Here is a 24,024-nt window from a genome sequence, read left to right as displayed (position 1 = left end):
CTCTACGTAGTCACTTCGGTGGGTTCCTGCTTCGTAGAGCGGCTTGACTACGCCGACTCTCCACAGGCTGCAACGCGGTGCCCCCGCGCCAAAATGTTGATCGCGCCGACCACGTCGGCGTGATTCGCATAGCCGCATGCCACACAGGCGAAGCTCGCCTGGCTCTGCCGGTTCTCGGTAGATACATGCCCGCAGCAAGGGCACGTGCGACTGGTGTGCTGTGGCGGCACAGCTATTAGCCAGCCGCCATTCCACGCTAGCTTGTATTCCAGTTGACGCCCGAACTCGTACCAACCCTGATCGAGGATGGCCTTGTTCAGGCCGGACTTGGCCCTGACGTTCTTGCCCGGTTGCCCGCTTGAACCGGCCGCTGACTTGGACATGTTCCGTACCTTCAGGTCCTCGATACACACCATCGCTTGATTTTCGCTGATCGTGGTCGTGGCTTTGTGCAGGTAGTCGAGGCGGGCGTTACCGATGCGTGCGTGGATACGCTGGATTCGGGCCTTGGACTTCTTCCAGTTGTTGCTGAATTTCGTCTTGCGGCTCATCGCCCGCTGCGCACGGCGCAGTCTGGCTTCGTGCTTCCTAAAGCTGTTGAGCGGCGCGAGGAAAGTGCCATCGCTCATGGTGGCAAAGCGAGCGATGCCCATGTCGATGCCGATGGCGCTGGTGGCTTTCGGCACAGGTCGCTCGACCTTCCGCTCAGTCTGGATCGAAACAAACCACTTGCCGCCCGACAGGCTGACGCAGGCATTGCGTACCTCACCGAGTACGTCGCGGCTGTTCCTGTATCGCAGCCAGCCCAGCTTGGGCAAAAAGATACGCGAGTTGGTCTGATCAAGCTTGATTTGCTTCTGGTCGGGATAGCGGAAACTGTCGCCCAGACCCTTCTTCTTGAAACGCGGGAAGTCGGCCCGTTTTGCGAAGAAATTTGTGTAGGCCCGCTCCAAGTCCTTGAGCGTCTGTTGAAGAGGATGGACTGGTGCATCGGCCAGCCATGCTGTTTCCGTGCTGTTGCGCCACTCCGTGAGTTGCTTACACAGACCGGCATAGCTGAGCTTCTTTTCGCCTTGATCGTAACGCTGTTTCTGCAACGCCAGCGCCTTGTTATAGACGAACCGGCACGATCCGGCATAACGGCGCATGTTGCGCTGCTGCTCGCCGTTCGGCATCAATTCGTATTTGAAGGCTTGAAGACGCTGCATGGCCCAATCATACTCTTGGCCTATGAGCGACGACAATGACATTCGGCAGAGGACCTGCGCGACATATTTACCGGCGTTTGCGCAGATTTCGAAGCTGAACTGGTGGAGTTCGATGGGGAGGACGATCACGTTCACCTTCTTGTGAACTACCCGCCAAAGGTCGCGGTGTCCGCACTGGTAAACAGCTTGAAAGGGGTCCAGCCGTATGATCCGAAAGAAGAACTACCCGAGCATCAGCAAGAAGCTATGGGGCGGTGCGCTGTGGTCGCCGTCTTACTTCGCAGGGAGCTGCGGCGGTGCGCCCATCGAGATCATCCGCCAATACATTGAGCAACAACAGACGCCGCATTAGCCGCCGAAAGGACGCCGACGGCGTCCGCGCTATCCTTCTCCGGCCTAAAGGCCGAGGCTTGCCGCGCACCTGGTCAAGAAGAATTGGAAGTTGTGTGTCCGGCGGAAACCGGAGGCGCCATGGTGTCCGCAAACGCTGCCAGCCGCGGCATCGCATCCACGGCATTGCGCCATGTCGCCTGCGCCAGCGCCATCGCATCGATGCCGCGCAATTCCGCCATCACACGGGCTACGCCCGCCACCTCCGCGGGCGAGTTGCGCGCCTTGTGCTGTTCGCCGAACTGATCGTCAGACAGCCACGCCGGCGCCATGTCGGGTGCGTCGGTTTCCAGCACCAGCGCCTCCAGCGGCAGCTTCGTCGCCAGCCGGCGGATCTGCCGCGCACGGCTGAAGGTGACATTGCCGCCGAAGCCGAGCTTCAGGCCCTGCTCGACAAAGCGCCGCGCCTGTTCATTGCTGCCGTTGAAAGCGTGGGCAATGCCGCGCTTCACGCCCAGCTTGCGCAGCTGCGCGCCAACCTGGTCCTGTGACTTGCGCACATGCAGCAGCACCGGCAGGTCAAATTCCCGCGCGATCTTCAGCTGCTCCGCGTAGAGCCAGGTCTGGTGCTCCGCATCCAGCCCCGCGACGAAGAAGTCGAGCCCGATCTCGCCGATGCCGACAAAGCGCGGGTCGCCCATGCTGGCCGCCACCTCGCGCCGCAGCGTGTCAAGGTCGGCCTGGCCGGCGCCGGGCGAGCACAGCGGATGGATGCCGAGTGCATAGACGCAGCGCGCATCGTGGCGCGCTAGCGCGCGCACGGCATCGAAGTTCCAGACGGCCACCGCCGGCACCACGATGCCGCGCACGCCGGCAGCCTCGGCCGCGTCGGCCACCTGCTGGCGGTCAGCGTCGAACTCGCTGGCGTCGAGGTGGCAATGAGTGTCGATCCACATGGGCCGGCCCGGCTCAGCGTTCCTGGTGCAGGTGCCCGTCGCGCAGCCGCAGCACGCGGTCGCAGCGGCCGGCCAGGTCCAGGTCGTGGGTGACGATGATGAAGCTGGTGCCGAGCGTGCGCGACAGTTCCAGCATCAGGTCATAGACGCCGCCGGCGGTGTGGTCGTCGAGATTGCCGGTGGGTTCGTCGGCCAGCACGCAGGCCGGCTGCCCTACCAGCGCGCGCGCGATGGCCACGCGCTGGCGCTCGCCGCCGGACAGCTCGCCCGGGCGGTGCTTCGCGCGCCCGCCCAGGCCCACGCGCTCCAGCATGGCCTGCGCCACGCCGCGCGCGTCATGCTGGGTCAGGCCGCGGATACGCATCGGCATCGCCACGTTGTCCAGCGCGGTGAATTCCGGCAGCAGGTGGTGGAACTGGTAGACGAAGCCCAGCTGGCGGTTGCGCACCACGTTGCGCTCGCGTTCACGCAGCGCCGTGAAGGGCTTGCCGAGCAGCGCGACGCGGCCGGAGTCGGGCTCATCCAGCCCGCCCAGCACATGCAGCAGCGTGCTCTTGCCCGAGCCCGAGGCGCCGACGATGGCAACCTTCTCTCCGGCATTGACGCGCACGTCGACGCCGCGCAGCACGTCCACATCGAGTTCGCCCTGGCGGAAACGCTTGGTCAGGCCCTCGGCCACCAGCACCGGCGAGCCGGTGCGCGGCTGGTCCGCGGCGGGCGTGGGGGTATCGGCGTGCAACACGGCTTCACTCATAGCGCAGCGCCTCCGCCGGGTTGACGCGGGCGGCACGCCAGCTGGGATAGAGCGTGGCCAGCGTGGCCAGCACAAAGGAAATGATGCCGATGGTGGCGATGTCGTTCACGCGGGGATCCGAAGGCAGTTCGCTGATGAAATAGATGTCGCGCGGCAGGAACTGCACGTGCAGCAGCCGCTCGATGAAAGGCACGATAACGTCGATATTGGTGGCGATCAGCGTGCCGCCGGCCACGCCCAGGATGGTGCCGATAAAGCCGATGGCCACGCCCTGCACGATAAAGATCTTCATGATCGAGCCCGGCTGCGCGCCCATGGTGCGCAGGATGGCGATATCGGCCTGCTTGTCGGTGACGGTCATCACCAGCGTGGACACCAGGTTGAATGCCGCCACGGCGATGATCAGCGTCAGGATGATGAACATCATGCGCTTCTCGGTCTGCACCGCGGCAAACCAGTTGCGGTTCTGCTTGGACCAGTCGCGCAGGTAGAGCTCGCCCGACATGGTGCCGGCCAGCTCGTTGGCCACCTGCGGCGCGCGCTGCATGTCCTGCAGCTTCAGGCGCACGCCGGTGGGGCCGCTCAGGCGGAACAGGGTCTCGGCGTCGTGCATGTTGACCAGCGCCAGCGCGCTGTCGAACTCGAAATGCCCGGACGAGAACACGCCCACCACGGTGAACTGCTTGAGCCGCGGCAGCACGCCCGCCGGCGTCATGGTGCCCTGCGGCGCCACCAGCGTGACCTTGTCGCCGACCTGCACGCCCATGGCGTTGGCCAGCTCGTTGCCCAGCGCAATGCCGAAGCCGCCCGGCGCCAGCGCCGTCATGCTGCCGGCCCGGAACTGGTTGCCGATGTCAGAGACCTTGGGCTCCTGCGACGGCTCCACGCCGCGCAGCAGCACGCCGCGCACAGCGTCGTCGCGGGTCAGCATGGCCTGGGCCGCGACGTAGGGCGCGGCGCCGACCACTTCCTTGTTCTGCAAGGCCTCGGCGGCGGTCTTCTGCCAGTCCGGCAGCGCCGACGGGCCGATCACTTCGATATGCGCCAGCACCGACAGCATGCGGTCGCGCACTTCCTTCTGGAACCCGTTCATCACCGACAGCACCACGATCAGCGCGGCCACGCCAAGGGCGATCCCGAACATCGAGATCATCGAGATGAACGAAATGAAGGTATTGCGGCTGGCGCGCTTGCTTGCGCGGGTATATCGCCAGCCGATCTGCCACTCGTAGGGAAAGTTCAAGAGGATTCCTGTTGTTTCGGGAAAGCGCCGGTGCCCCCCCGGGGGCGCTGGCGGCACTCATGCAGCCTTGGCGGGCGCCGTCCCGGTCACGCCACGGCGTCGCCCGGGACTGGCGCCGGCCAGCCGGGAGTTTACAATCTCGCCACCATGATGACGCACCTGACCCTGATTGTGCCCTTTTCCGTCCCACCGGGCGCCGGCGACGACGGCCGCGACGATGTCGTTCCCGGCGCGCTGCTGCGGCAATTGGAGCTGCCGGCGCTCGGAAAGTTGCTGACCCGGGCCGAGCCCGGCCCGCGCGAGCGGCATGAAGACCCCTTCCTGCGCAGCCTGCCGCAGGAGCGCTGGCTGGCCGGCAAGGCGGGGCTGGACCCGGTCCGGGTGCCGCTGGCGCCCTATATGCGGCTGGCCGACAGTGGCGGCGCCGTCCCCGCCAGCTCCGATGGCCAGTCCTGGACCTGCCTGCAGCCGGTGCACATCCATGCCGCGCGCGATCACCTGGTGCTGATGCCGCCCGCCCAACTGGGCATCCGGCCGCAGGAAGCCACCGCCCTGCGCGCCGCCATCGACGCACTGCTGCTGGAATCGGGCATCGCGCTGGAATCGCCCTGCCCGCAGCGCTGGTACCTGCCCGAGGCCGCATTCGGCCCGCTGGAGGCGACCACGCCGCTGCGCGCGGCGGGCCGCAATATCGATATCTGGATGCAGGCCGGCGAGCGCGCCCGCGACTGGCGCCGCCTGCAGAACGAGGTCCAGATGACCTGGCATGACCACCGCGTCAACCAGGCCCGCGAGGCTGCCGGCGAGGCGCCGGTCAATTCGGTCTGGCTGTACGGCGGCGGCGCGCTGCAGCCGGTGCCGCGGCTGGCCGATACGGTGCTGAGCAACGATCCCTTCCTGAGCGGGCTGGCGCTGGCCGCCGGCAGCCGCGTGCTGCCGGTGCCGGCCGGCCTGGCCGGCGCCACCGGGGTGGAGGGCACGGTGCTGGCCATGCTCGACAGCGCCACCGAAGCCCATATCGCCGAAGACTGGGGCCTGTGGCTGGACCGCATGCATGTGCTGGATGCCGACTGGTTCGCGCCGGCGCTGGAAGCGCTGGTGGCCGGCCAGGTCGGCGCCATCACGCTGGTGCTGGGCGGCGAGAACCACTTTGCCGAGTTCACCGTGCGCCGCGCCGACCTGCGCAAGTTCTGGCGCGGCATGGGCCAGCGCGGCGACTGGCGCGCGCTGCTGTCCGACCTCGCCTATGCCGCATAAATCTGCCTGAAGCCGCCTGACACGCGCCGCCCCTACCGAAACATCACCTGCCGCCCCGCCCATGACCCGGATCGCCATCCGCCAGTTTTCCCCCGAACACGCCAGCTCGCTGGCCGCCGCCGGCCTCCACCCCACGCTGGCCCGCATCCTGGCCGCGCGCGGCGTGGCCCGCGCCGCCGAGCTTGCCACCGACTTGCCCGAACTGGTGCCGCCCGCGGCCATGAAGGGCATCGGCCACGCCGCGGCCTACCTGGCTGACGCCATCGCCGCCGGCAAGCGCCTGCTGATCGTCGCTGACTATGACTGCGACGGCGCCACCGCCTGCGCGGTGGGCGTACGCGGGCTGCGCATGCTGGGCGCACAGGTGGAGTACATCGTGCCGAACCGCTTCGAGTACGGCTACGGCCTGACCCCGGAGATCGTGGCACTGGCGGCCAGGCAGCAGCCGGACGTGATCGTCACGGTCGACAACGGCATCGCCAGCGTCGACGGCGTGGCCGCGGCCAATGCGCTGGGCATCGACGTGGTGGTGACCGACCACCACCTGCCTGGATCTGAGCTGCCGCAGGCCGCGGTGATCGTCAACCCGAACCAGCCGGGCTGCGAATTCCCCAGCAAGAACCTGGCGGGCGTGGGTGTGATGTTCTATGTGCTGCTCGCGTTGCGCGCGGAACTGCGCCAGCGCGGCGTCTATACCCAGGCCACGCAACCGCCGCTGCAGACGCTGCTGGACCTGGTGGCGCTGGGCACGGTGGCCGACGTGGTCAAGCTGGACACCAACAACCGCATCCTGGTGGCGCAGGGCCTGCGCCGCATGCGCGCCGGACGGATGCAGCCGGGCGTGGCGGCGCTGTTCCGTGCCGCCGGGCGCGAGGCGGCGCGCGCCAATACCTTCGACCTGGGCTTCGGGCTGGGTCCGCGCCTGAACGCGGCCGGCCGGCTGGCGGACATGTCGCTGGGCATTGAATGCCTGTTGACCGAAGATGCCAACCGCGCCTGGGAAATCGCCCAGGAGCTGGACGGTATGAACCGCGAGCGGCGCGACATCGAGGCCGGCATGCAGCAGGAGGCGCTGCAGATCCTGGAGCAGCCGCTGGCCGGCCCGGATCCGTCGGCACGCTTTACCGTCAGCGTGTTCAACGACACCTGGCACCAGGGCGTGATCGGCATCGTGGCGTCGCGTCTGAAAGACAAGTTCCACCGCCCCACCATCACCTTCGCCCCCGGCGACGAGACCACCGTCAAGGGCTCGGGCCGCTCGATCCCCGGCTTCCACCTGCGCGATGCGCTGGACCTGGTGTCCAAGCGCCATCCCGGCATGCTGCTCAAGTTCGGCGGCCACGCCATGGCGGCCGGGCTGACCGTGCGCGCAGAGCGCTTTGCCGAGTTCCAGGAAGCCTTCGAGGCGGTCGGCCGCGAATGGCTGACCGACGACCAGCTGGCGCGCGTGATCGAGACCGACGGCGATATCGAGGACCAGTGCTTCAGCCCGGAATTCGTCACCCTGCTGGAGCAGCAGGTATGGGGCCAGGGCTTCCCGGCGCCGACCTTCTGCGGCGAGTTCGACGTGCTGCGCCAGAGCGTGCTCAAGGGCAAGCACCTGAAGCTGCAGCTGGGGCGCGGCAGCCAGCGCTTTGATGCGATCTGGTTCAACCACGCCGACTCGCTCGGTGCCAGCGCGCAGGTGGCCTACCGGCTCGACAACAACACCTTCAACGGCGTCACCCGCGTGCAACTGGTGATCGAGCACGCGCAGTAGCGTGCTCCGGGGGGCGTTAGCCCCGTTTAGCCGCGCGACGGCAGGTAGGCCATCGGGTCGACCGGCTTGCCGTTGCCGCGCACCTCGAAATGCAGCTCGCTCGAGCTGGCGCCCATGCGGCCCACGTCCTGTCCGGCCGCGACCGAGGCGCCCTCGGTGACCAGCGGCTGGTCGAGGTTGCCGTAGACGGTCAGCCAGTCGTCGTTGTGCTTGACGATCACCAGCATGCCGTAGCCACGCAGGTTGCCCACGTGGATGGCGCGCCCCGCGGCGGCGGCGCGCACCGTGCCATTGGCTGGCACGGCAATGCGCAGGCCCTTGCTGGCCGGCGGCGCGTAGCCTCCGGTGACGCGGCCATCGGCCGGCCACTGCAGGCGGATGCCGCTGGCGGGCGGCCTGGACGAGCCGCTGTCGACGCGCGGCGTATCGGTCACGGTCTGGTCGGTGCCGGTGGAGGCCGGGGCGCTGCCACCCGGCGGCCGCACGCGGACCAGCTGGCCCACCTCGATCTGGCTGGGGCTGGTGATGTCGCTGTTCCAGCGGGTCAGGTCGCGCACGCTGCGGCGGTGCTTGCGCGCGATCGAATACAGCGTGTCGCCGCGCTCAACGCGGTAGTAGCCGTCCGGCACGGGCCCGCCCGTGGTACCGCAGCCGGCCGCGACCGCGGCCGCGGCGGCCAGCAGCAGGCCCAGCGCGCGGCGCCGGCCTGGCTCGATGTCATGTCTGGTTTGCGTCATTCGTCCCTGTTCTTTGTCTAGCCGGGGAGCGGCTTGCGACCCGTATTATCGCCGCGTGCGTCGCCCGGCACCGGCGGATAGACCGCGCGGCGGCCATTCCGTTCGGTCCGCGGCCCGCCCGAGGCGGCCCGGAAGCCCCGGGTTGCCGCGCCGATCCGCTATAATTCGGGGTTTTCTAAGCGCAGGAACATCATGGAAGCAGAACGCCTCAACGCCATCTCCGGTGCCATCTCCGATCTCCGTTCCCGGACGGAAGATCTACGGGGGTATCTTTGACTACGATGTCAAAGTAGGAAGGCTGGACGAAGTCAACGGTTTGCTGGAAGACCCCGACGTCTGGAACAACCCCAAGCGGGCCCAGGACCTCGGCAAGGAAAAGAAGGCAATCGAGGGCGTGGTAAGCGTGCTTAGCAAGCTCACCGACGACCTCAGCGGTGCCGAAGAGCTGTTTGAGCTCGCCAGGGAAGAAGGCGACGACGACACCCTCGAAGCGATCGAGGCCGACGTCAAGGGCTTCGAGGAGATCGTCGCGGGCATGGAATTCCGCCGCATGTTCTCTGGCGAGATGGACCAGGCCAACGCCTTTATCGACATCCAGGCCGGCGCCGGCGGCACTGAAGCGTGCGACTGGGCCTCGATGCTGCTGCGCCAGTACCTGAAGTACTGCGAGCGCAAGGGCTTCAAGGCCGAGGTGCTGGAAGAGTCCGAAGGCGACGTGGCCGGCATCAAGAGCGCGACCATCAAGATCGAGGGCGAATACGCCTTCGGCTACCTGCGTACGGAAACGGGCGTGCACCGCCTGGTGCGCAAGTCGCCGTTCGATTCGTCGGGCGGGCGCCATACCTCGTTCTCGTCGGTGTTCGTCTACCCCGAGGTGGATGATTCGTTCGAGGTCGAGGTCAACCCGGCGGACCTGCGCGTTGACACCTACCGCGCTTCGGGCGCGGGCGGCCAGCATATCAACAAGACCGATTCGGCCGTGCGGATCACGCACATCCCGACCGGTATCGTGGTGCAGTGCCAGAACGACCGCTCGCAGCACCGCAACCGTGCCGAAGCCATGTCGATGCTGAAATCGCGCCTGTACGAGCACGAGATGCGCAAGCGCCAGGCCGAGGCCGACAAGCTCGAAGCCGGCAAGACCGACGTGGGCTGGGGCCACCAGATCCGCTCCTACGTGCTGGACCAGAGCCGCATCAAGGACCTGCGCACCAACGTGGAAATGTCCAACACCCAGAAGGTGCTGGACGGCGACCTGGACCCGTTCATCGAGGCCAGCCTCAAGCAGGGACTGTAAGGCAGCACCCGCCGTCCGCCCTGCCGGCGCGGCCGGCGGCGGCACAGCATTCCATCCACCGCTGTACCGCCGCCCGCGCCACACCGGCACGGCGGCAGGGCGACATCTCCGACCGGGGCACCATGAGCGAAGCCAATCACCTCTACATCATCACCGGCGCCTCGCGCGGGCTGGGCGCGGCACTGACCAATGCCCTGCTCGTGCCGGGCAACCGTCTGATCTGCGTGGCGCGCAGCCGCAACAGCGAGCTGGAGCGCATCGCCACCATGAGCGGCGTGCCGGTGGCCTGGCACCTGCAGGACCTGTCGCAGGCCGGCCCCGCCGCGACTTGGCTCGCCAGCGTGCTCGATACGCTCGACATCCCGCCGACCAGCGCCACGCTGATCCTGAACGCCGGCGTGGTCGAGCCGATCGGCCCGGTCGCGCGCCTGCAGGAAAAGACTTTGGTGCCGCACCTGCTGACCAACCTGGCGGCGCCGATGACGATGACCGCTGCGTTCCTGGAGCGCACCGAGAAGTTCGACTGCCCGCGCAAGGTGCTGGCTATCTCCTCCGGCGCGGCGCGCCGCCCGGTCGAAGGCTGGAGCGCGTACTGCGCCGGCAAGGCCGGGCTGGACATGTTCATGCGCTCGGTCAACGCCGAGTACGCCCAGGCCGAAGCCCCGCGCACCGTGCGCGCCGTGGCGCTGGCCCCGGGCGTGATCGACACCGGCATGCAGGCCACCATCCGCAATGCCGATTTCGCCCAGGTGCAGCGCTTCCGCGAGCTGAAAGCCAATGAACAGCTGGCGTCGGCCGAGGAAACCGCCGGCCGCATCGTCGCCTACCTGCACCGCCCGGATTTCGGCAGCACCGAGCTGGACGATCTCCGCAACTACTAAGCCGCACCCATCAAAGCCATCTGAATCCGCGCGCGGCAAGCCGCGCGCGATCCGACAAGACATCATGACTGAACCGAACCGCGCCCAGGCCAAGCCAGCCGCCGCAGACACCCCCGCCGTCGACGAGAACAAGATCATCGCGGAGCGGCGCGAGAAGCTGGCCGCGCTGCGCCAGCAGGGCGTGCCCTTCCCCAACGATTTCCGCCCCTCCCACCAGGCCGCCGCGCTGCAGGCGCAGTACGCCGAGACCGAGCAGGCCACGCTCGAGGCCGCGCCGGTCGAGGTCGCCATCGCCGGGCGCATGATGCTCAAGCGCGTGATGGGCAAGGCCAGCTTTGCCACGGTGCAGGACGGCAGCGGCCAGATCCAGTTCTACATCACGCGCGACAAGGTCGGCGAAGAGGTCTACGCGGCCTTCAAGCACTGGGACCTGGGCGACATCATCAGCGCCCGCGGCGAGCTGTTCCGCACCAATAAGGGCGAGCTGTCGGTGCAGGTGCGCGAGCTGCGCCTGCTGTCCAAGTCGCTGCGCCCGCTGCCGGACAAGTTCCACGGCCTGGCCGACCAGGAAATGAAGTACCGCCAGCGCTATGTCGACCTGATCGTGTCGCCGGAAACGCGCAACACCTTCCGCGCCCGCACCAACGCGATCTCGTCGCTGCGCCGCCATATGGCCGATGCCGGCTTCATGGAAGTGGAAACGCCGATGCTGCACCCGATCCCGGGCGGCGCCGCGGCCAAGCCCTTCATCACGCACCACAATGCGCTGGACATGCAGATGTTCCTGCGCATCGCGCCCGAGCTGTACCTGAAGCGCCTGATCGTGGGCGGCTTCGAGCGCGTGTTCGAGATCAACCGCAACTTCCGCAACGAAGGGGTGAGCCCGCGCCACAACCCCGAGTTCACCATGATGGAGTTCTACGCGGCCTACACGGACTACCGCTGGCTGATGGACTTCACCGAGGACCTGATCCGCAAGGCCGCCATCGATGCGCGCGGCAGCGCCGTGCTGACGTACCAGGACCGCGAGCTGGATCTGTCCAAGCCGTTCCATCGCCTGACCATCTGCCAGGCGATCCAGAAGTTCGCGCCGCAGTACACCGATGCGCAACTGGCCGATGCCGGGTTCCTGCGCACCGAGCTGAAGAAGTTCGGCGTCAACACCAACGCGCCGCAGTTCCTCAACGCCGGCCTGGGCACGCTGCAACTGGTGCTGTTCGAGGAAACCGCGGAAAGCCAGTTGTGGGAGCCGACCTTTATCGTCGACTACCCGGTCGAGGTCTCGCCGCTGGCGCGCGCTTCGGACACGGTGCCGGGCATCACCGAGCGCTTCGAGCTGTTCATCACCGGCCGCGAGATCGCCAACGGCTTCTCGGAGCTGAACGATGCCGAAGACCAGGCCGACCGCTTCCGCAAGCAGGTCGAGCAGAAGGACGCCGGCGATGAAGAAGCCATGTACTTCGACGCCGACTACATCCGCGCGCTGGAATACGGCATGCCCCCGACGGGCGGCTGCGGCATCGGCATCGACCGCCTGGTGATGCTGCTGACGGACAGCCCGAATATCCGCGACGTCATCCTGTTCCCGCACCTGCGCCGGGAAGACTGATGCAGGCGGCGTCCGGCAGGACGCCCCACTGCGGAAACCGTGAACGCCACCGCCTGCGGTGACCGCCTGCGGTGGGGTTTTTCTTAGGGTCGCGAAAGGCACTCCAGCGTGTCGATTGTTACAACCCGGTCCGCAACCGCGCCGCCAGGACGACCACAACCCATTGAATCGAAAGGATTTTTCCGCCTACATATATTTACAAAAACAAACGGAAAACGGCACCCGCTTCGGCCACACTGGCTCCATCCCATCGCGGCCTTCGCCGCACCGGAGCCACAATGCAGAGCCAAGCCACCTCGCCAGACCACACCCCTGCACCGCTGCCGCCGCAACGCCGGCTGCATCCGCTGATCGGCGCGGCGGCCGTGGCCGTGGTGATCGCCAGCCTGACCGCTGTCGCCGCCGTGACCGGCGTGCTGCCAATCAGCAAGGCCAACCCGGACCTGCAAACGCAACAAGGTCCGCAGGGCCCGCTGCCAGTCACCGCGGAAACCGCGCCCCCGCCGGGCAGCACCACGCGCCCACCGGTCTACGATGACGGCCAGCCGCGCCCGGCCAATCAGGACGCTGCCCGTTCGTCGCAAACCGCACCGCGCACCGCCCCGGCACGCCAGGCCGCGCAGCGCGACAGCGAGCCGCGCGCCAGCCAGCGCGCCGACACCGAGCGCCAAGCTGCCAAGGGCAGCCCCTACGCCGGCCGTATCGTCGCCGTGACGCCGGTCCAGACCCAGAAGCCCAACACCAGCGGCCTGGGCGCGCTCGGCGGCGCTGTGGTGGGCGGCCTGCTGGGCAACCAGGTCGGCAAGGGCAACGGCCGCATCGTCGGCACCGTGGTCGGTGCCGTGGGCGGCGGCGTAGCCGGCAACCAGATCGAGAAGGCGGTCAGCAAGGACACACATTACGAAGTCCGCGTACGCATGGACGATGGCAGCCATCGCAGCTTCACTTACGAGCAGAACCCTGGCGTGCAGGTGGGCCAGCGCGTGCACTTGGAGAATGGTGCGCTGGTGACCGGGTGACCGCCCACAGCACGCGCCGGCGCATTTAGTGTGCCGTTACAAACCATGGCCGGCTTGTCGCCGGCCTTTTTCATGGTCGCTTTGCTATGATTCTTGGGCGCCACCTCCCGGTGAACCGGAGTCCATACCATGCAGCCAGCCACCCACAACACTTGCAGGACCTGGCAACGGCTTCTCCCACTGGCCGGCGCGCTGCTGCTGGCGCTGTCGCACCACGCGGCGTTCGGGCAGGAACTGCTTGTGCTCGGCGGCCTCCAGTCGACGGAGTCCCTCGGCGAGCGCAGCTACGGCTACGCCTACTCCTACCAGCACAACCTCGGCGAGAACTGGTACGCGACCTTCACCTACCTGAATGAAGGCCATGTCACCAACCATCACCGCGACGGCCACAGCGTCCAGCTTTGGTGGCGCTACCTGGCCCTGGACCGCAGGCTGACGCTGGCCCTCGGTGCCGGCCCTTACCGCTATTTCGATACCACCGACCAGCGCTCGGACGGCACCTACGACAACCACCACGGCTGGGGCGCGCTGCTGAGCGCTGCGGCAACCTGGTATGTGAACGGTGGCCCCTGGATGCTGCAGGCGCGCTACAACCGAACACAGACGTCGTCAAGCATCAAGACCAACACGTTGCTGGTGGGCGTCGGCTACCAGCTCGATCGCGGTGACCGCGGCGGGCCGGTGGTGCCGCCGCCGGGCCGGACAGACAATGTCACGCAGAATGAGCTGACGGCGCTCCTTGGCGGAACCATCGTCAACAGCTTCGATCCACAGACTTCTTTCGCCAAAGCGGTGGAATACCGGCGCGGGCTGTGGCAATACGTGGACGGCACCATCAGCTACATCAACGAAGGAGAAAACGCGGTGCTGCGCCGCAACGGCGTGGCCGCGCAGGCGTGGCTCACGCGCGCGTTCTTCCACGACAAACTGACACTCGGGGTCGGCGTGGGCCCGTACTACGCCATCGACCTGAGCCAGAAAGGGTTGAGCGCAGCCAGCTCGCCGTCGCGATGGTCTGGCCTGATGTCGATGTCGGCCAGCTACCGGCTCGGCGACCACTGGCTGACGCGGCTGACATGGAACCGCACCATGACCGGCTACGACCACGATACCGACGTGATCCTGGCGGGCGTCGGCTACCGCTTCTAAGCAAACAGGCCGGCGGAGCCGGCCTGTTTCAGGGGAGTTCTTGCTTATTGGGATTCTTCGATCCAGGCAGCCTGGATCGCTTCCAGGATCTTCTCGCCGGAACGCTCCGGCACATCGGCAAAGCCATCCAGTTCCAGCACCCAGCGGCGCAGGTCGGTGAATCGCACCGACATGGGATCCACATCGGGATACTTGTCGTACAGGGCTGCCGCGATGTCGTAGGTATCGGTCCACTTCATGGGGTTATTCTCCGCTGAGGTCTGCCGGGCCGCTCAGTGGCCTTCCTTGGCGTGGTTGATGGTGTACTTCGGGATCTCGATGGTCAGGTCTTCCTCATCGACGATGGCCTGGCACGACAGCCGCGAATTCGGCTCCAGCCCCCAGGCCTTGTCGAGCAGGTCTTCTTCCTTCTCTTCAGCCTCGTTGAGCGAGTTGAAACCCTCGCGCACGATCACGTGGCAGGTGGTGCAGGCGCACGATTTCTCGCACGCATGCTCGATCGCGATGCCGTGCGAGAGCAGCGCATCGCAGACGCTGACACCCGTCTCGGCTTCAATCACCGTCCCATCCGGGCAGTATTCGACGTGGGGCAAAACTATGATCTGTGGCATCTCGTGTCCTGGTATCTGTAATGCGGTGCAGGCGTGGTGATCAGCCCAGCTCCTGCACCTTGCGCCCCGCCAGCGCGCTCTTGATCGAGCGGTCCATGCGGCGGGCAGCGAATTCGTCGGTGCCGTGCGACAGCTTTTCCACCGCGGCGTGGATGGCGTGGTGGTCGTCGCCGGTGGCGATCTCGCGCACCGTGGCCATCAGCGCTTCCACCGCAGTGCGCTCCTCGGCGGACAACAGGTCGCCATCGGTTTCCAGCGCGCGCTGCGTGGCCTCGACCAGCCGGTCGGCTTCCACGCGCTCTTCGGCCAGCGCGCGGCTCTTCATGTCGTGCTCGGCCTCGCGGAAGCTGTCCTGCAGCATGCGCGCGATATCGTCGTCGGCCAGGCCGTACGACGGCTTGACCGTGACCGAGGCTTCCACGCCCGAATGGGTCTCGCGCGCGGTCACGGACAGCAGGCCGTCGGCGTCGACCTGGTAGGTCACGCGGATGCGCGCCGCGCCCGCCACCATCGGCGGGATGCCGCGCAGCTCGAAGCGCGCCAGCGAGCGGCAGTCGCTGGCCAGCTCGCGCTCGCCCTGCAGCACGTGGATCGCCATCGCGGTCTGGCCGTCCTTGAAGGTGGTGAATTCCTGCGCGCGCGCCACCGGGATGGTGCTGTTGCGCGGGATGATCTTCTCGACCAGGCCGCCCATGGTCTCGACGCCCAGCGACAGCGGGATCACGTCGAGCAGCAGCCAGTCTTCGCCAGGGGCATGGTTGCCGGCCAGCAGGTTGGCCTGCATCGCGGCGCCCAGCGCCACCACGCGGTCCGGGTCCAGGTTGGTCAGCGGGGTCTGGCCGAAGTAGTCGCCCACGGCCTTGCGGATCGATGGCATGCGCGTGGCGCCGCCCACCAGCACCACGCCCTTGACGTCATCGGGGGTCACACCGGCGTCGCGCAGCGCCTTGCGCACCGGCGCCAGCGTTTTCTGCACCAGGTGTGCGGTGATCTGTTCAAAGGTTTCGTCGGTCAGAGCCAGGTGAACGATCTCGCCGGAATCGAGCACGGCATCGATCACGGTACTGTCCGCTTCCGACAGCGCTTCCTTGGCCGCGCGCGCGCGCACCATCAGCAGGCGCATGTCCTGCGCCGACAGCGGCTGCAGGCCGGCCTGCTCGACGATCCAGCACAGCACGCGCTGGTCGAAATCGTCGCCGCCGAGCGCCGAGTCGCCGCCCGTGGCCATCACTTCGAACACGCCCTGCGTCAGCTTGAGCACCGAGATATCGAAGGTACCGCCGCCCAGGTCGTAGACCGCGTAAATGCCTTCCGACGCATTGTCCAGCCCGTAGGCAATAGCCGCCGCGGTCGGTTCGTTCAGCAGGCGCAGCACTTCCAGGCCGGCCAGGCGCGCGGCGTCCTTGGTCGCCTGGCGCTGGGCCTCGTCGAAGTACGCCGGCACGGTGATGACCGCGCCGACCAGGTCGTCGCCGAGCGTGTCCTCGGCGCGCTGGCGCAGCGTGGCGAGGATCTCGGCCGAGATCTCGACCGGGCTCTTCACGCCGGCCGCGGTCTTGATCTGCAACATGCCGGGCGCGTCGACGAAGTCGTATGGGCTGTGCTCGATATTGGCGATGTCGCGCAGGCCGCGGCCCATGAAGCGCTTGACCGAGACGATGGTGTTCTTGGGGTCGCGCACCGCTTCATCCTGGGCCCGGTAGCCGATATGCGTGGTGCGGTCCGGCAGGTAGCGCACGACCGACGGCAGCAGCGCGCGGCCGCGTTCGTCGCCCAGCACTTCGGGAATGCTGCTGCGTACCGCGGCCACCAGCGAGTTGGTGGTGCCGAGGTCGATGCCGACGGCCAGGCGGCGTTGGTGGGGCGCCGGCGACATGCCGGGTTCGGAAATCTGGAGCAGTGCCATGGTAATTCTTCGCTGTCTTGTGCGGCAGGGGAAGCCGCCATGCGGGCGGATCTCGCGCCGGGCGCCATTTTGTCACGGGCCCGGCAAACGTGCCGGTCAGTCTTCCAGCCGGTCGATGGCCTCGCTGGTATCGTGTTCGATCTTCTCGATAAACATCAGTTGCCGCACCGCGCCGCCGGCCGCCTCGTTGTCGCCGGAATCCAGCAGCGCGCCCAGTGTTTCGTGGCGCTCGCGCTTTTCCTGGCGCAACTCGCGCAGCAGCGCATCGAGCCGGTCCACTGCGCGCTCTTCCACCGCTTCCTGCAGCGCTTCGCGCCATTCCATCTGCTGCATCAGGAAGGCCGGCGTCATGACCGTGTTGTTCTCGGCCTGCACATCGACGCCGCGCAGCTTCAGCAGGTAGGTCGCGCGCCGCAACGGCTGCCGCAGCGTACGGTAGGCTTCATTGGCATGCGCGGCCCACTGCATGGCCACGCGACGCTCGGCGTCGCCCGCCTTGGCAAAGCGGTCCGGATGTGCCTGCGACTGCACGGTGCGGTATGCCGCATCCAGCGCGGCCTCGTCGACACCGTACTGCGCCGGCAGGCCGAACAGCGCAAAAAAATCGTCTTTCAACTGCTTCCCCAAGAAAAAGGAGCGGCCGCGCCGCCCCTTTGTCCATTGCCGCCACGGTGCCGCTCAGGCGGGCTTGCGTGCCCACTCGGCCGGCGGTTCGTTGCGGTCGCACTTCAGGCAGTTCACCCGCATGCCGATCATGCCGGCGCGGCCCTGCTCGCTTTGCGTCCATGGCCGCGACTGCCACGGCGGGTCGTGCCGCATATGCTGGCCGTGCCCGCATTCGAGTTCGGCCACCCAGTGGCCTTCCTCGTCCCGGCGGAACCCGACGATGCTGCGCTCCACCGGGGCTTGCTTGCGCTGGCTTGCTCAGACCGTGAAAGACTCGCCGCAGCCGCACTCGTCCTTGACGTTGGGGTTGTTGAAGCGGAAACCTTCGTTCAACCCTTCACGTGCGTAGTCGAGTTCGGTGCCGTCGATATACGGCAGGCTCTTGGCGTCGACGATGACCTTGATGCCGTGCGATTCGAACACCGCGTCTTCCGGCAGCAGCTCGTCCACGTATTCCAGCTTGTAGGCCAGGCCCGAGCAGCCGGTGGTCTTCACGCCCAGGCGCAGGCCCACGCCCTTGCCGCGGCGTTCCAGGTAGCGGGCCACATGCTTGGCCGCCTTCTCGGTCATGGTGATCATCGTTGCGTCTTCCTTCGTCGATGCCGTGGTCAGTGCGACAGAATCAGGCAGCCTTCTGCTCGGCGCCGTGCTTCTTCTTGTAGTCTTCGACGGCGGCCTTGATCGCGTCTTCGGCCAGGATCGAGCAGTGGATCTTCACCGGCGGCAGCGCCAGTTCTTCGGCGATCTGGGTGTTCTTGATCTCCAGCGCCTGATCCACGGTCTTGCCCTTGACCCACTCGGTCACGAGCGAGGACGAGGCAATGGCCGAGCCGCAGCCGTAGGTCTTGAACTTGGCGTCTTCGATCACGCCAGCCTCGTTGACCTTGATCTGCAGCTTCATCACGTCGCCGCAGGCCGGCGCGCCGACCATGCCGGTGCCGACCGCATCGTCGTTCTTGTCGAACGAACCGACGTTGCGGGGGTTTTCATAGTGGTCGAGAACCTTGGTGCTGTATGACATTTTGCTTACCTCTTGCGTATCTTTGCGGGGGTATTGCTTTTTGATCTGTGGCGGGCGCGTCAGTGCGCGGCCCACTGGATCGAATTCAGGTCGACGCCGTCCTTGAACATCTCCCACAGCGGCGACAGGTCGCGCAGCTTGCCGATCTTGCTCTTGAGCAGTTCGATGGTGTAGTCGATTTCCTGCTCGGTGGTGAAGCGGCCCACCGTGAAGCGGATCGAGCTGTGGGCCAGTTCATCGTTGCGGCCCAGCGCGCGCAGCACATACGACGGCTCCAGCGAGGCCGAGGTGCAGGCCGAACCCGACGACACCGCCACGTCCTTGATCGCCATGATCAGCGATTCGCCCTCGACGAAGTTGAAGCTGACATTCAGGTTGTGCGGCACGCGTTGTTCCAGGTCGCCGTTCAGGTAGACCTCTTCCATGTCCGACAGGCCGTTCCACAGGCGGTCGCGCAGCATGCGGATGCGTTCGTTTTCGGTCGCCATCTCTTCGCGGGCGATGCGGAAGGCTTCGCCCATGCCGACGATCTGGTGTGTGGCCAGCGTGCCCGAGCGCATGCCGCGCTCATGGCCGCCGCCGTGCATCTGCGCCTCGATGCGCACGCGCGGCTTGCGGCGCACGTACAACGCGCCGATGCCCTTGGGGCCGTAGGTCTTGTGGGCCGAGAATGACATCAGGTCGCACTTCAGCTTGTTCAGGTCGATCGCCACCTTGCCGGTCGCCTGCGCGGCGTCGCAGTGGAAGATGATGCCCTTCTCGCGGCAGATCTCGCCGATCTGCTCGACGTCCTGGATCACGCCGATCTCGTTGTTGACCAGCATCACCGAGACCAGGATCGTGTCCGGGCGCAGTGCCTGCTTGAACACTTCCATGTCGAGCAGGCCGTTTTCCTTCACGTCCAGGTAGGTCACTTCAAAGCCCTGGCGCTCCAACTCGCGCGTGGTGTCGAGCACGGCCTTGTGCTCGGTCTTCAGGGTGATGAGATGCTTGCCCTTGCCCGAATAGAAGTTCGCGGCACCCTTGATCGCCAGGTTGTTCGATTCGGTCGCGCCCGACGTCCACACGATCTCGCGCGGGTCGGCGCCGACCAGTGCGGCCACCTGCTCACGCGCTTCTTCCACCGCGCGCTCTGCTTCCCAGCCGTACGCATGGCTGCGCGAGGCGGGGTTGCCGAACTGCTCGCGCAGGTACGGAATCATCTTGTCCGCCACGCGCGGGTCCACCGGCGTGGTGGCCGAGTAATCCATGTAGATGGGGAAATGTGGGGTGCTCATCGTTATGACTGCCTTGTTAGGGACCGCTGATCGCTGTTTTGCTGTCGTTGCCTGGGCACGCTCAGGACTGCGCCAGGCTGAAAACTGAATTCACCATTCTGGCCCGGACCGGCTTTTCCTGCTTGTCGGCCTTGCCGCGCGCAGCGGTCGCGACCGGCTGCGCGGCGTCTTCGCGCATGTCGTGCAGCACGGCAGGCTGGCGCTCGCGCTGCTGGTCCACCAGGTTCTTGAGGGAAACGGAGTCGAGGTACTCGACCATCTTCTGGTTCAGCGTGGCCCACAGTTCGTGGGTCATGCAGCGCCCGGAGCCGTCATCTCCGTTACAATTGCCCTTGCCGCCGCATTGGGTGGCATCCAGGGGCTCGTCCACGGCGATGATGATGTCCGCCACGGTGACGTCTTCGGCCTTGCGCGCCAGACTGTAGCCGCCGCCCGGGCCGCGCACGCTTTCAACGATCTCGTGCCGGCGCAGCTTGCCAAACAGCTGCTCCAGATAGGACAACGAGATCTTTTGCCGCTGGCTGATGCCGGCGAGCGTGACCGGTCCCTGGTCCTGGCGCATGGCCAGGTCGATCATCGCAGTGACCGCGAAGCGGCCTTTGGTGGTCAGTCTCATGGTGCAGGGCTCTGGGGGTGATGCCAATACTTGATCGTTTCCGTCAAGTATAAAGGTACCCGACTAATTCAGTCAACTACCCTGCCGCACCGCACCACGTCCCCATCACGCTTCGCGCCCGCCTGCGGCCGTCTCCGGGCCTGCCACGCGCGGCGGCATCACCAGCGACAGCGGGTGCGTCAGGATGCGCCGCCGCACGGCCGCGCTCAGTTCGGCGCGGTCCACGCGCCGCAGGTTGCGTGACCGCAGCGCCATATTGAACGCCAGCGCGAAGCTCACCGCCACGTTCAGCATCCCCATCAGCGCAATGCCCGCCACCGCCAGCCACAGCGACGGCATGCGCAGCGCATCCATCCCCAGCACGCCGATGGCCGCGCCGACCGAGCCGGTCGACAGCGTCACATGACGCACTTCCATATGCGGCCCGAAGAAGCTCAGGATTTCCGGCCCCAACCCCAGCAGCAAGCCCAGCGACACATTGGCGACAATGCCCGACAGGTTACGCTTCCAGAAATCCGCCAGCCGGGTGGCGCCGCGTGCACCCAGCACGTAGCGCAGGCGCCGGTTGTAGGCCATCACGTCATGCACGCGGTGCAGCGCGAACCAGTTGTCGGCCCAGCCCGCAATCAGGCTGGACAGCCACAGCAGCACGCCGGTGAAGGCGGCGTAGAGCGGTGTCGGGCCCAGGATCGAGAACGATTCGATGGTGGCAATCGCCTTGGCCGGCGTGATCAGGTTGGCGCCCAGCAGCTTGTGCGCCAGCCACTGGATCCCCAGCGCCACCGGGAACACCACCGCCAGGTTGCCGACAATCGCCGCCGCGTTGGAACGGATCATGGCGATGGTGTCGTCGACGAATATCTCGCGCCCTTCCGGCCGCCCTGCCCCGTCCAGCCGGTGCGCCAGCGCGGGGCCGGTCATGGCCGGCTGCTTGGTCGCCAGCGTGAAGTGCGCAAAGTGGATGGCCAGGAAGCTGCCGGCGTAGTTGAGCGAGGCCAGCAACCCCTCACTGAACTTGTCCAGGTGCAGGCCGTAGATCAGGAACTTCAGGTACACCGTGGCGACCGAGACCAGGCCGCCGCCGGCTGCGGCGCGCACCAGTTCGGCGTATTCCTTGCGGTCGCGCGTGATGTAGTGCTCGCCGGTCTCGGCCGAGCGCTCCACCACCTTGCGCGCCAGCTGCGCGAACGAGGTGCCGGCCAGGTGCGAGATGCTGCGCCGGGCCTGGGTCGATCGGATCAGTTCCGCCACCAGGTGCGCATGCATGCCGGGCCGGTGGGGCTCGACCCAGGCCGCCAGCAGCAGCTCGATGCGGCTGAGCTGCACCTTCATGCGCTCGATCTGGAACACCACCTCGATCGATACGCCGTTTTCTTCCAGGTCTTCATACACATGGCGGATCGCGGCATGGCAGCCGTCCAGCAGCGCGCGGAAATAGTTCAGGCGATGGCCGAAGCTGTTGTCGTCATGGCGCAGGCCCTCTTCACGCAAGGCCTGGACGGCCTCGTCCAGGCGGAAGAACGGCGTCTCGTCCACGCGCCCGGCCAGGCGCGAACGGATCGCCTGGCTCAGGCCGGTGGCGCGCACCTGGCTGACCAGCACCGCGATGCTGGTGGCCAGCGTCTGGCCCAGCGCATCGCGATAGTGCGCCATGCCCGCCGCTTCGCCCTTGGTGCTGCCGGCCTGCAGCACGCGCGCCAGCCGGGCCAGCAGCTCATCGTCGACGGCCTCGACCCACTCCGCGTCTTTATCACCGACGAACACCAGCGCAAACAGCCCCGCCATGTCGCTGCGGTTGGGCGGCGGCGGCAGGAAGCGGTTCTGCAGCCGGCCCACCATCTCGCTGACGAAGCCCGGGTGCAGGGCCACGCCGGTATCGCAGAACAGTCCGGTCGGGTCGTTCTCGCGCACCAGGCTGCGCACGGTCAGGGCAAAACGTTCGGCCCAGTCGGGATGCCGCTCCAGCACCTGCAGCAGGTAGCGCAGCCGCACATGCTCGGGGTGGCTGCGGTCCGTGCCGGGTTCCTGGCTGCCGGCATCGGCGCCCAGCCCGCCATCGCGGCGGATCCAGAAGCCCAGCTCGATCAGCCAGCCGTTGCGCTCGGCCAGCGGGGCCTCAGGATCGGCCGCGGCCAGGATGGCGTCGAGCTGCAGGCTGGCATTGCGCGATTCGCGCCATTTGCGGAACAGTTTGCGAAGCATGGATTCTCGTGGGATCGGGCCGCCGGCCGCGGCGCTCGTGGCGTCGCGGCGCGGGCCGCAGAAAAGGCGACGGGGCGGGTGCCCGGATCAGCCGGCGTTGTCTTGCAGGCGCTGGCGCAGCTCGGCCACCAGGCCCTCGCAGGCATCTTCGATGTAGTCGAGCACGCGCTCGAAGCCATCGCCTTCGCCGTAGTACGGGTCCGGCACCTCGTCGGCGTCGTGGCGGGTGGCGAAGCTCATCAGCAGGCGCAGCTTTTCGCCGGCATCGGGGCGCAGCCGCGCCAGGCCGGCCAGGTTCTCGCGGTCCATCGCCAGGATCAGGTCGAAGCGATCGAAGTCCGGCAGCCCGACCTTGCGCGCGCGCAGCGCGGACAGGTCATAGCCGCGCTGCAGCGCGTGGCGCTGGGTGCGGGGATCGGGCGCGCGGCCGAGGTGGTATTCATGCGTGCCCGCCGAATCCAGCTCCACCAGCGCGTCCAGCCCGGCCTCCGCCAGCTTGGCGCGCAGCACGCCCTCCGCCGTCGGGGAACGGCAGATGTTTCCCATGCAACACATCAGGATGGCGTATGTCTTCATCGGATCACAACTTGGCGGGAGTGGAATGGCAGGCGCACCGGCCCTCGGCAGGGCCGCCGGCCGGACAGCCCGCAATTCTACCCGCAGCCCTTCAGGCCAGTTGCTTGGCCAGCCGCTCGCCGTGCGCAAACCCGGCCACTTCCGCGGCTTCGCGCGATTTATAGTGCTCGGTGATGCGCGAGGTCTCGGTCAGCGTGCCAGCGGCGCGGATATTGGTGCCGGGGCGGCAGACGCGCACGGTGTAGGACCATTCGCTCTGTGAGCGCTGCCTGACCTGGACCTGCACTTCGTGGGTTTCATAGACCTTCTTCTTCCATTCACCGATTTCGGTCATTGTGGTTCTCCACGGAAAATGGGGGTGCCTGGCTAGTTGACCTCGCCGGCGTCGATCGCCCGCATGGCGCCGGCCTCCGCCAGCGCGATGGCCCCTTCGGGCGTGGGCGCATCGCCCGCAATCGCCTCGAAGCTGGGGCCGGAAGGCTCGCCGAAGGCATCGGCGATGCGCATCTGCGCCGCAAACCCGCCGGCGGCATTCGGGACCGCGCTGACCACGACCGCGTAGCCGCCGTATTCAAACTGGCGTTCCATCGTAGCTCCTTGTCGTTCGCCATCAAGGCAGCTTGGCCGCCACCACCTCCAGCTTCTGGATCGGCGGCGTCCCCATGAACAGCTCCGGCGCCCTGGCCATCAGCGCCGCGGCAACCTTGCCGCCGAGGTGCGCCTCGCGCGCTGACTCATCGGGGAAGGCATCAAAGATGCCGAACATCGACGGGCCCAGCCGCAGCGCGAACCAGGCCGTGGTGCCGGCCTCCTGCTCCACCAGCGCGAGCCCGTCGCGCAGGAACTGCTCAACCTCCTGCTCCTTGCCCGGCCTGGCCTCCAGCGGTACCCACAGCCCAAGTTTTACCATGATGCGCCTCCCGGATCAGGTGTGACGCATTTCACTATAG

Annotated in this window: 26 protein-coding genes and 1 pseudogene; 8 read left to right on the top strand and 19 right to left on the bottom strand. The window is 66.9% G+C overall.

The features are described from left to right. Positions 1–47: 47 nt before the first annotated feature. On the bottom strand, positions 48–1,208 hold the full coding sequence (locus KB879_RS05865; protein WP_211982130.1) for an RNA-guided endonuclease TnpB family protein: 1,161 nt from the start codon (positions 1,206–1,208) through the stop codon (positions 48–50). Positions 1,209–1,310: 102 nt separating this feature from the next. On the opposite strand from KB879_RS05865, the pseudogene tnpA reads away from it, so the two are divergent. Next, positions 1,311–1,560 (top strand): annotated as a pseudogene (tnpA, locus tag KB879_RS05860) (IS200/IS605 family transposase). A 73-nt stretch (positions 1,561–1,633) separates the two neighbouring features. Here the strand turns inward: tnpA and KB879_RS05855 are convergent. Genes KB879_RS05855 through KB879_RS05845 form a run of 3 tightly spaced genes read right to left on the bottom strand, consistent with a single transcriptional unit; the run spans position 1,634 to position 4,491 of the window. Continuing rightward, positions 1,634–2,494 carry a TatD family hydrolase gene (locus tag KB879_RS05855; protein ID WP_211980882.1) on the bottom strand — a complete coding sequence of 287 codons (861 nt, stop codon included), beginning with the start codon at positions 2,492–2,494 and terminating at the stop codon, positions 1,634–1,636. 13 nt (positions 2,495–2,507) lie between these two features. After that, positions 2,508–3,248 carry a lipoprotein-releasing ABC transporter ATP-binding protein LolD gene (lolD, locus tag KB879_RS05850; protein WP_013956131.1) on the bottom strand — a complete coding sequence of 247 codons (741 nt, stop codon included), beginning with the start codon at positions 3,246–3,248 and terminating at the stop codon, positions 2,508–2,510. Next, positions 3,241–4,491: a lipoprotein-releasing ABC transporter permease subunit gene (locus KB879_RS05845; RefSeq protein WP_013956130.1), complete on the bottom strand. Its 1,251-nt coding sequence runs from the start codon at positions 4,489–4,491 to the stop codon at positions 3,241–3,243. Before KB879_RS05845 ends, lolD begins: the two co-directional genes overlap by 8 nt. A 147-nt stretch (positions 4,492–4,638) precedes the next feature. On the opposite strand from KB879_RS05845, the gene KB879_RS05840 reads away from it, so the two are divergent. Both KB879_RS05840 and recJ read left to right on the top strand, forming a co-directional pair. Next, positions 4,639–5,748 carry a hypothetical protein gene (locus KB879_RS05840; protein ID WP_153955636.1) on the top strand — a complete coding sequence of 370 codons (1,110 nt, stop codon included), beginning with the start codon at positions 4,639–4,641 and terminating at the stop codon, positions 5,746–5,748. Between the two features lie 61 nt (positions 5,749–5,809). Further along, positions 5,810–7,507 carry a single-stranded-DNA-specific exonuclease RecJ gene (recJ, locus tag KB879_RS05835; RefSeq protein ID WP_153955635.1) on the top strand — a complete coding sequence of 566 codons (1,698 nt, stop codon included), beginning with the start codon at positions 5,810–5,812 and terminating at the stop codon, positions 7,505–7,507. A 26-nt stretch (positions 7,508–7,533) separates the two neighbouring features. Here recJ and KB879_RS05830 read toward each other — a convergent pair whose 3' ends face one another. Beyond that, positions 7,534–8,244 (bottom strand): peptidoglycan DD-metalloendopeptidase family protein, encoded by a 711-nt coding sequence (locus tag KB879_RS05830; RefSeq protein WP_013956127.1) that lies wholly within the window; start codon positions 8,242–8,244, stop codon positions 7,534–7,536. 192 nt (positions 8,245–8,436) lie between these two features. Here KB879_RS05830 and prfB point away from each other — a divergent pair. The 5 genes from prfB to KB879_RS05805 all read left to right on the top strand — a co-directional run bounded on the left by prfB (position 8,437) and on the right by KB879_RS05805 (position 14,199). Continuing rightward, a protein-coding gene (gene prfB / locus KB879_RS05825) for a peptide chain release factor 2 (protein WP_099045607.1) occupies positions 8,437–9,541 on the top strand; the annotation gives its coding sequence in 2 pieces (ribosomal slippage) (positions 8,437–8,517 and positions 8,519–9,541; 1,104 coding nt in all). Between the two features lie 122 nt (positions 9,542–9,663). After that, positions 9,664–10,422, top strand: coding sequence for an SDR family oxidoreductase (locus tag KB879_RS05820; protein WP_013956125.1), 759 nt, complete (start codon positions 9,664–9,666; stop codon positions 10,420–10,422). Between the two features lie 64 nt (positions 10,423–10,486). Beyond that, a complete protein-coding gene (gene lysS / locus KB879_RS05815) occupies positions 10,487–12,031 on the top strand; it encodes a lysine--tRNA ligase (protein WP_013956124.1) in 1,545 nt (514 codons plus the stop codon). Between the two features lie 278 nt (positions 12,032–12,309). Continuing rightward, on the top strand, positions 12,310–13,050 hold the full coding sequence (locus KB879_RS05810) for a glycine zipper 2TM domain-containing protein (protein WP_153955634.1): 741 nt from the start codon (positions 12,310–12,312) through the stop codon (positions 13,048–13,050). A 129-nt stretch (positions 13,051–13,179) separates the two neighbouring features. After that, positions 13,180–14,199, top strand: a complete 1,020-nt coding sequence (locus KB879_RS05805) for a hypothetical protein (protein ID WP_153955633.1) — start codon at positions 13,180–13,182, stop codon at positions 14,197–14,199. A 44-nt stretch (positions 14,200–14,243) separates the two neighbouring features. Here the strand turns inward: KB879_RS05805 and iscX are convergent, their stop codons facing one another. From iscX to KB879_RS05735, 14 genes are all read right to left on the bottom strand, one after another. Beyond that, the gene (iscX, locus tag KB879_RS05800; protein ID WP_013956121.1) at positions 14,244–14,438 is read right to left on the bottom strand and encodes a Fe-S cluster assembly protein IscX; all 195 of its coding nucleotides are present in this window, start codon (positions 14,436–14,438) and stop codon (positions 14,244–14,246) included. 33 nt (positions 14,439–14,471) lie between these two features. Then, positions 14,472–14,810, bottom strand: a complete 339-nt coding sequence (gene fdx / locus KB879_RS05795; protein WP_013956120.1) for an ISC system 2Fe-2S type ferredoxin — start codon at positions 14,808–14,810, stop codon at positions 14,472–14,474. Positions 14,811–14,850: 40 nt separating this feature from the next. Next, a complete protein-coding gene (gene hscA, locus KB879_RS05790) occupies positions 14,851–16,716 on the bottom strand; it encodes a Fe-S protein assembly chaperone HscA (protein WP_013956119.1) in 1,866 nt (621 codons plus the stop codon). 96 nt (positions 16,717–16,812) lie between these two features. Next, the gene (gene hscB, locus KB879_RS05785; RefSeq protein WP_153955632.1) at positions 16,813–17,331 is read right to left on the bottom strand and encodes a Fe-S protein assembly co-chaperone HscB; all 519 of its coding nucleotides are present in this window, start codon (positions 17,329–17,331) and stop codon (positions 16,813–16,815) included. Between the two features lie 63 nt (positions 17,332–17,394). Further along, positions 17,395–17,616: a DUF3565 domain-containing protein gene (locus KB879_RS05780; RefSeq protein WP_010809023.1), complete on the bottom strand. Its 222-nt coding sequence runs from the start codon at positions 17,614–17,616 to the stop codon at positions 17,395–17,397. Between the two features lie 24 nt (positions 17,617–17,640). Then, positions 17,641–17,961, bottom strand: coding sequence for an iron-sulfur cluster assembly protein IscA (gene iscA / locus KB879_RS05775; protein ID WP_010809024.1), 321 nt, complete (start codon positions 17,959–17,961; stop codon positions 17,641–17,643). Between the two features lie 43 nt (positions 17,962–18,004). Next, positions 18,005–18,403: a Fe-S cluster assembly scaffold IscU gene (gene iscU / locus KB879_RS05770; RefSeq protein ID WP_010809025.1), complete on the bottom strand. Its 399-nt coding sequence runs from the start codon at positions 18,401–18,403 to the stop codon at positions 18,005–18,007. A gap of 59 nt (positions 18,404–18,462) precedes the next feature. After that, positions 18,463–19,686, bottom strand: a complete 1,224-nt coding sequence (locus KB879_RS05765; RefSeq protein WP_269148715.1) for an IscS subfamily cysteine desulfurase — start codon at positions 19,684–19,686, stop codon at positions 18,463–18,465. Between the two features lie 55 nt (positions 19,687–19,741). Beyond that, positions 19,742–20,296, bottom strand: coding sequence for a Fe-S cluster assembly transcriptional regulator IscR (gene iscR, locus KB879_RS05760; protein WP_013956116.1), 555 nt, complete (start codon positions 20,294–20,296; stop codon positions 19,742–19,744). Between the two features lie 105 nt (positions 20,297–20,401). Beyond that, positions 20,402–22,498, bottom strand: a complete 2,097-nt coding sequence (locus KB879_RS05755; RefSeq protein ID WP_211980881.1) for a site-specific recombinase — start codon at positions 22,496–22,498, stop codon at positions 20,402–20,404. Between the two features lie 87 nt (positions 22,499–22,585). After that, positions 22,586–23,074 carry a low molecular weight protein-tyrosine-phosphatase gene (locus KB879_RS05750; RefSeq protein WP_211980880.1) on the bottom strand — a complete coding sequence of 163 codons (489 nt, stop codon included), beginning with the start codon at positions 23,072–23,074 and terminating at the stop codon, positions 22,586–22,588. 91 nt (positions 23,075–23,165) lie between these two features. Then, positions 23,166–23,408 (bottom strand): hypothetical protein, encoded by a 243-nt coding sequence (locus KB879_RS05745; RefSeq protein ID WP_013956113.1) that lies wholly within the window; start codon positions 23,406–23,408, stop codon positions 23,166–23,168. Between the two features lie 32 nt (positions 23,409–23,440). Next, positions 23,441–23,662 (bottom strand): hypothetical protein, encoded by a 222-nt coding sequence (locus tag KB879_RS05740; protein ID WP_013956112.1) that lies wholly within the window; start codon positions 23,660–23,662, stop codon positions 23,441–23,443. A gap of 22 nt (positions 23,663–23,684) precedes the next feature. After that, positions 23,685–23,984 (bottom strand): putative quinol monooxygenase, encoded by a 300-nt coding sequence (locus KB879_RS05735; RefSeq protein WP_013956111.1) that lies wholly within the window; start codon positions 23,982–23,984, stop codon positions 23,685–23,687. Positions 23,985–24,024: the final 40 nt, after the last annotated feature.

Origin of the sequence: Cupriavidus sp. KK10 (assembly GCF_018223725.1) — a bacterium.
Taxonomy (GTDB): Bacteria; Pseudomonadota; Gammaproteobacteria; order Burkholderiales; family Burkholderiaceae; genus Cupriavidus; species Cupriavidus necator.
Note: the sequence above shows the minus strand (reverse complement) of the source record. Positions and strands in the feature narration are given on the sequence as shown.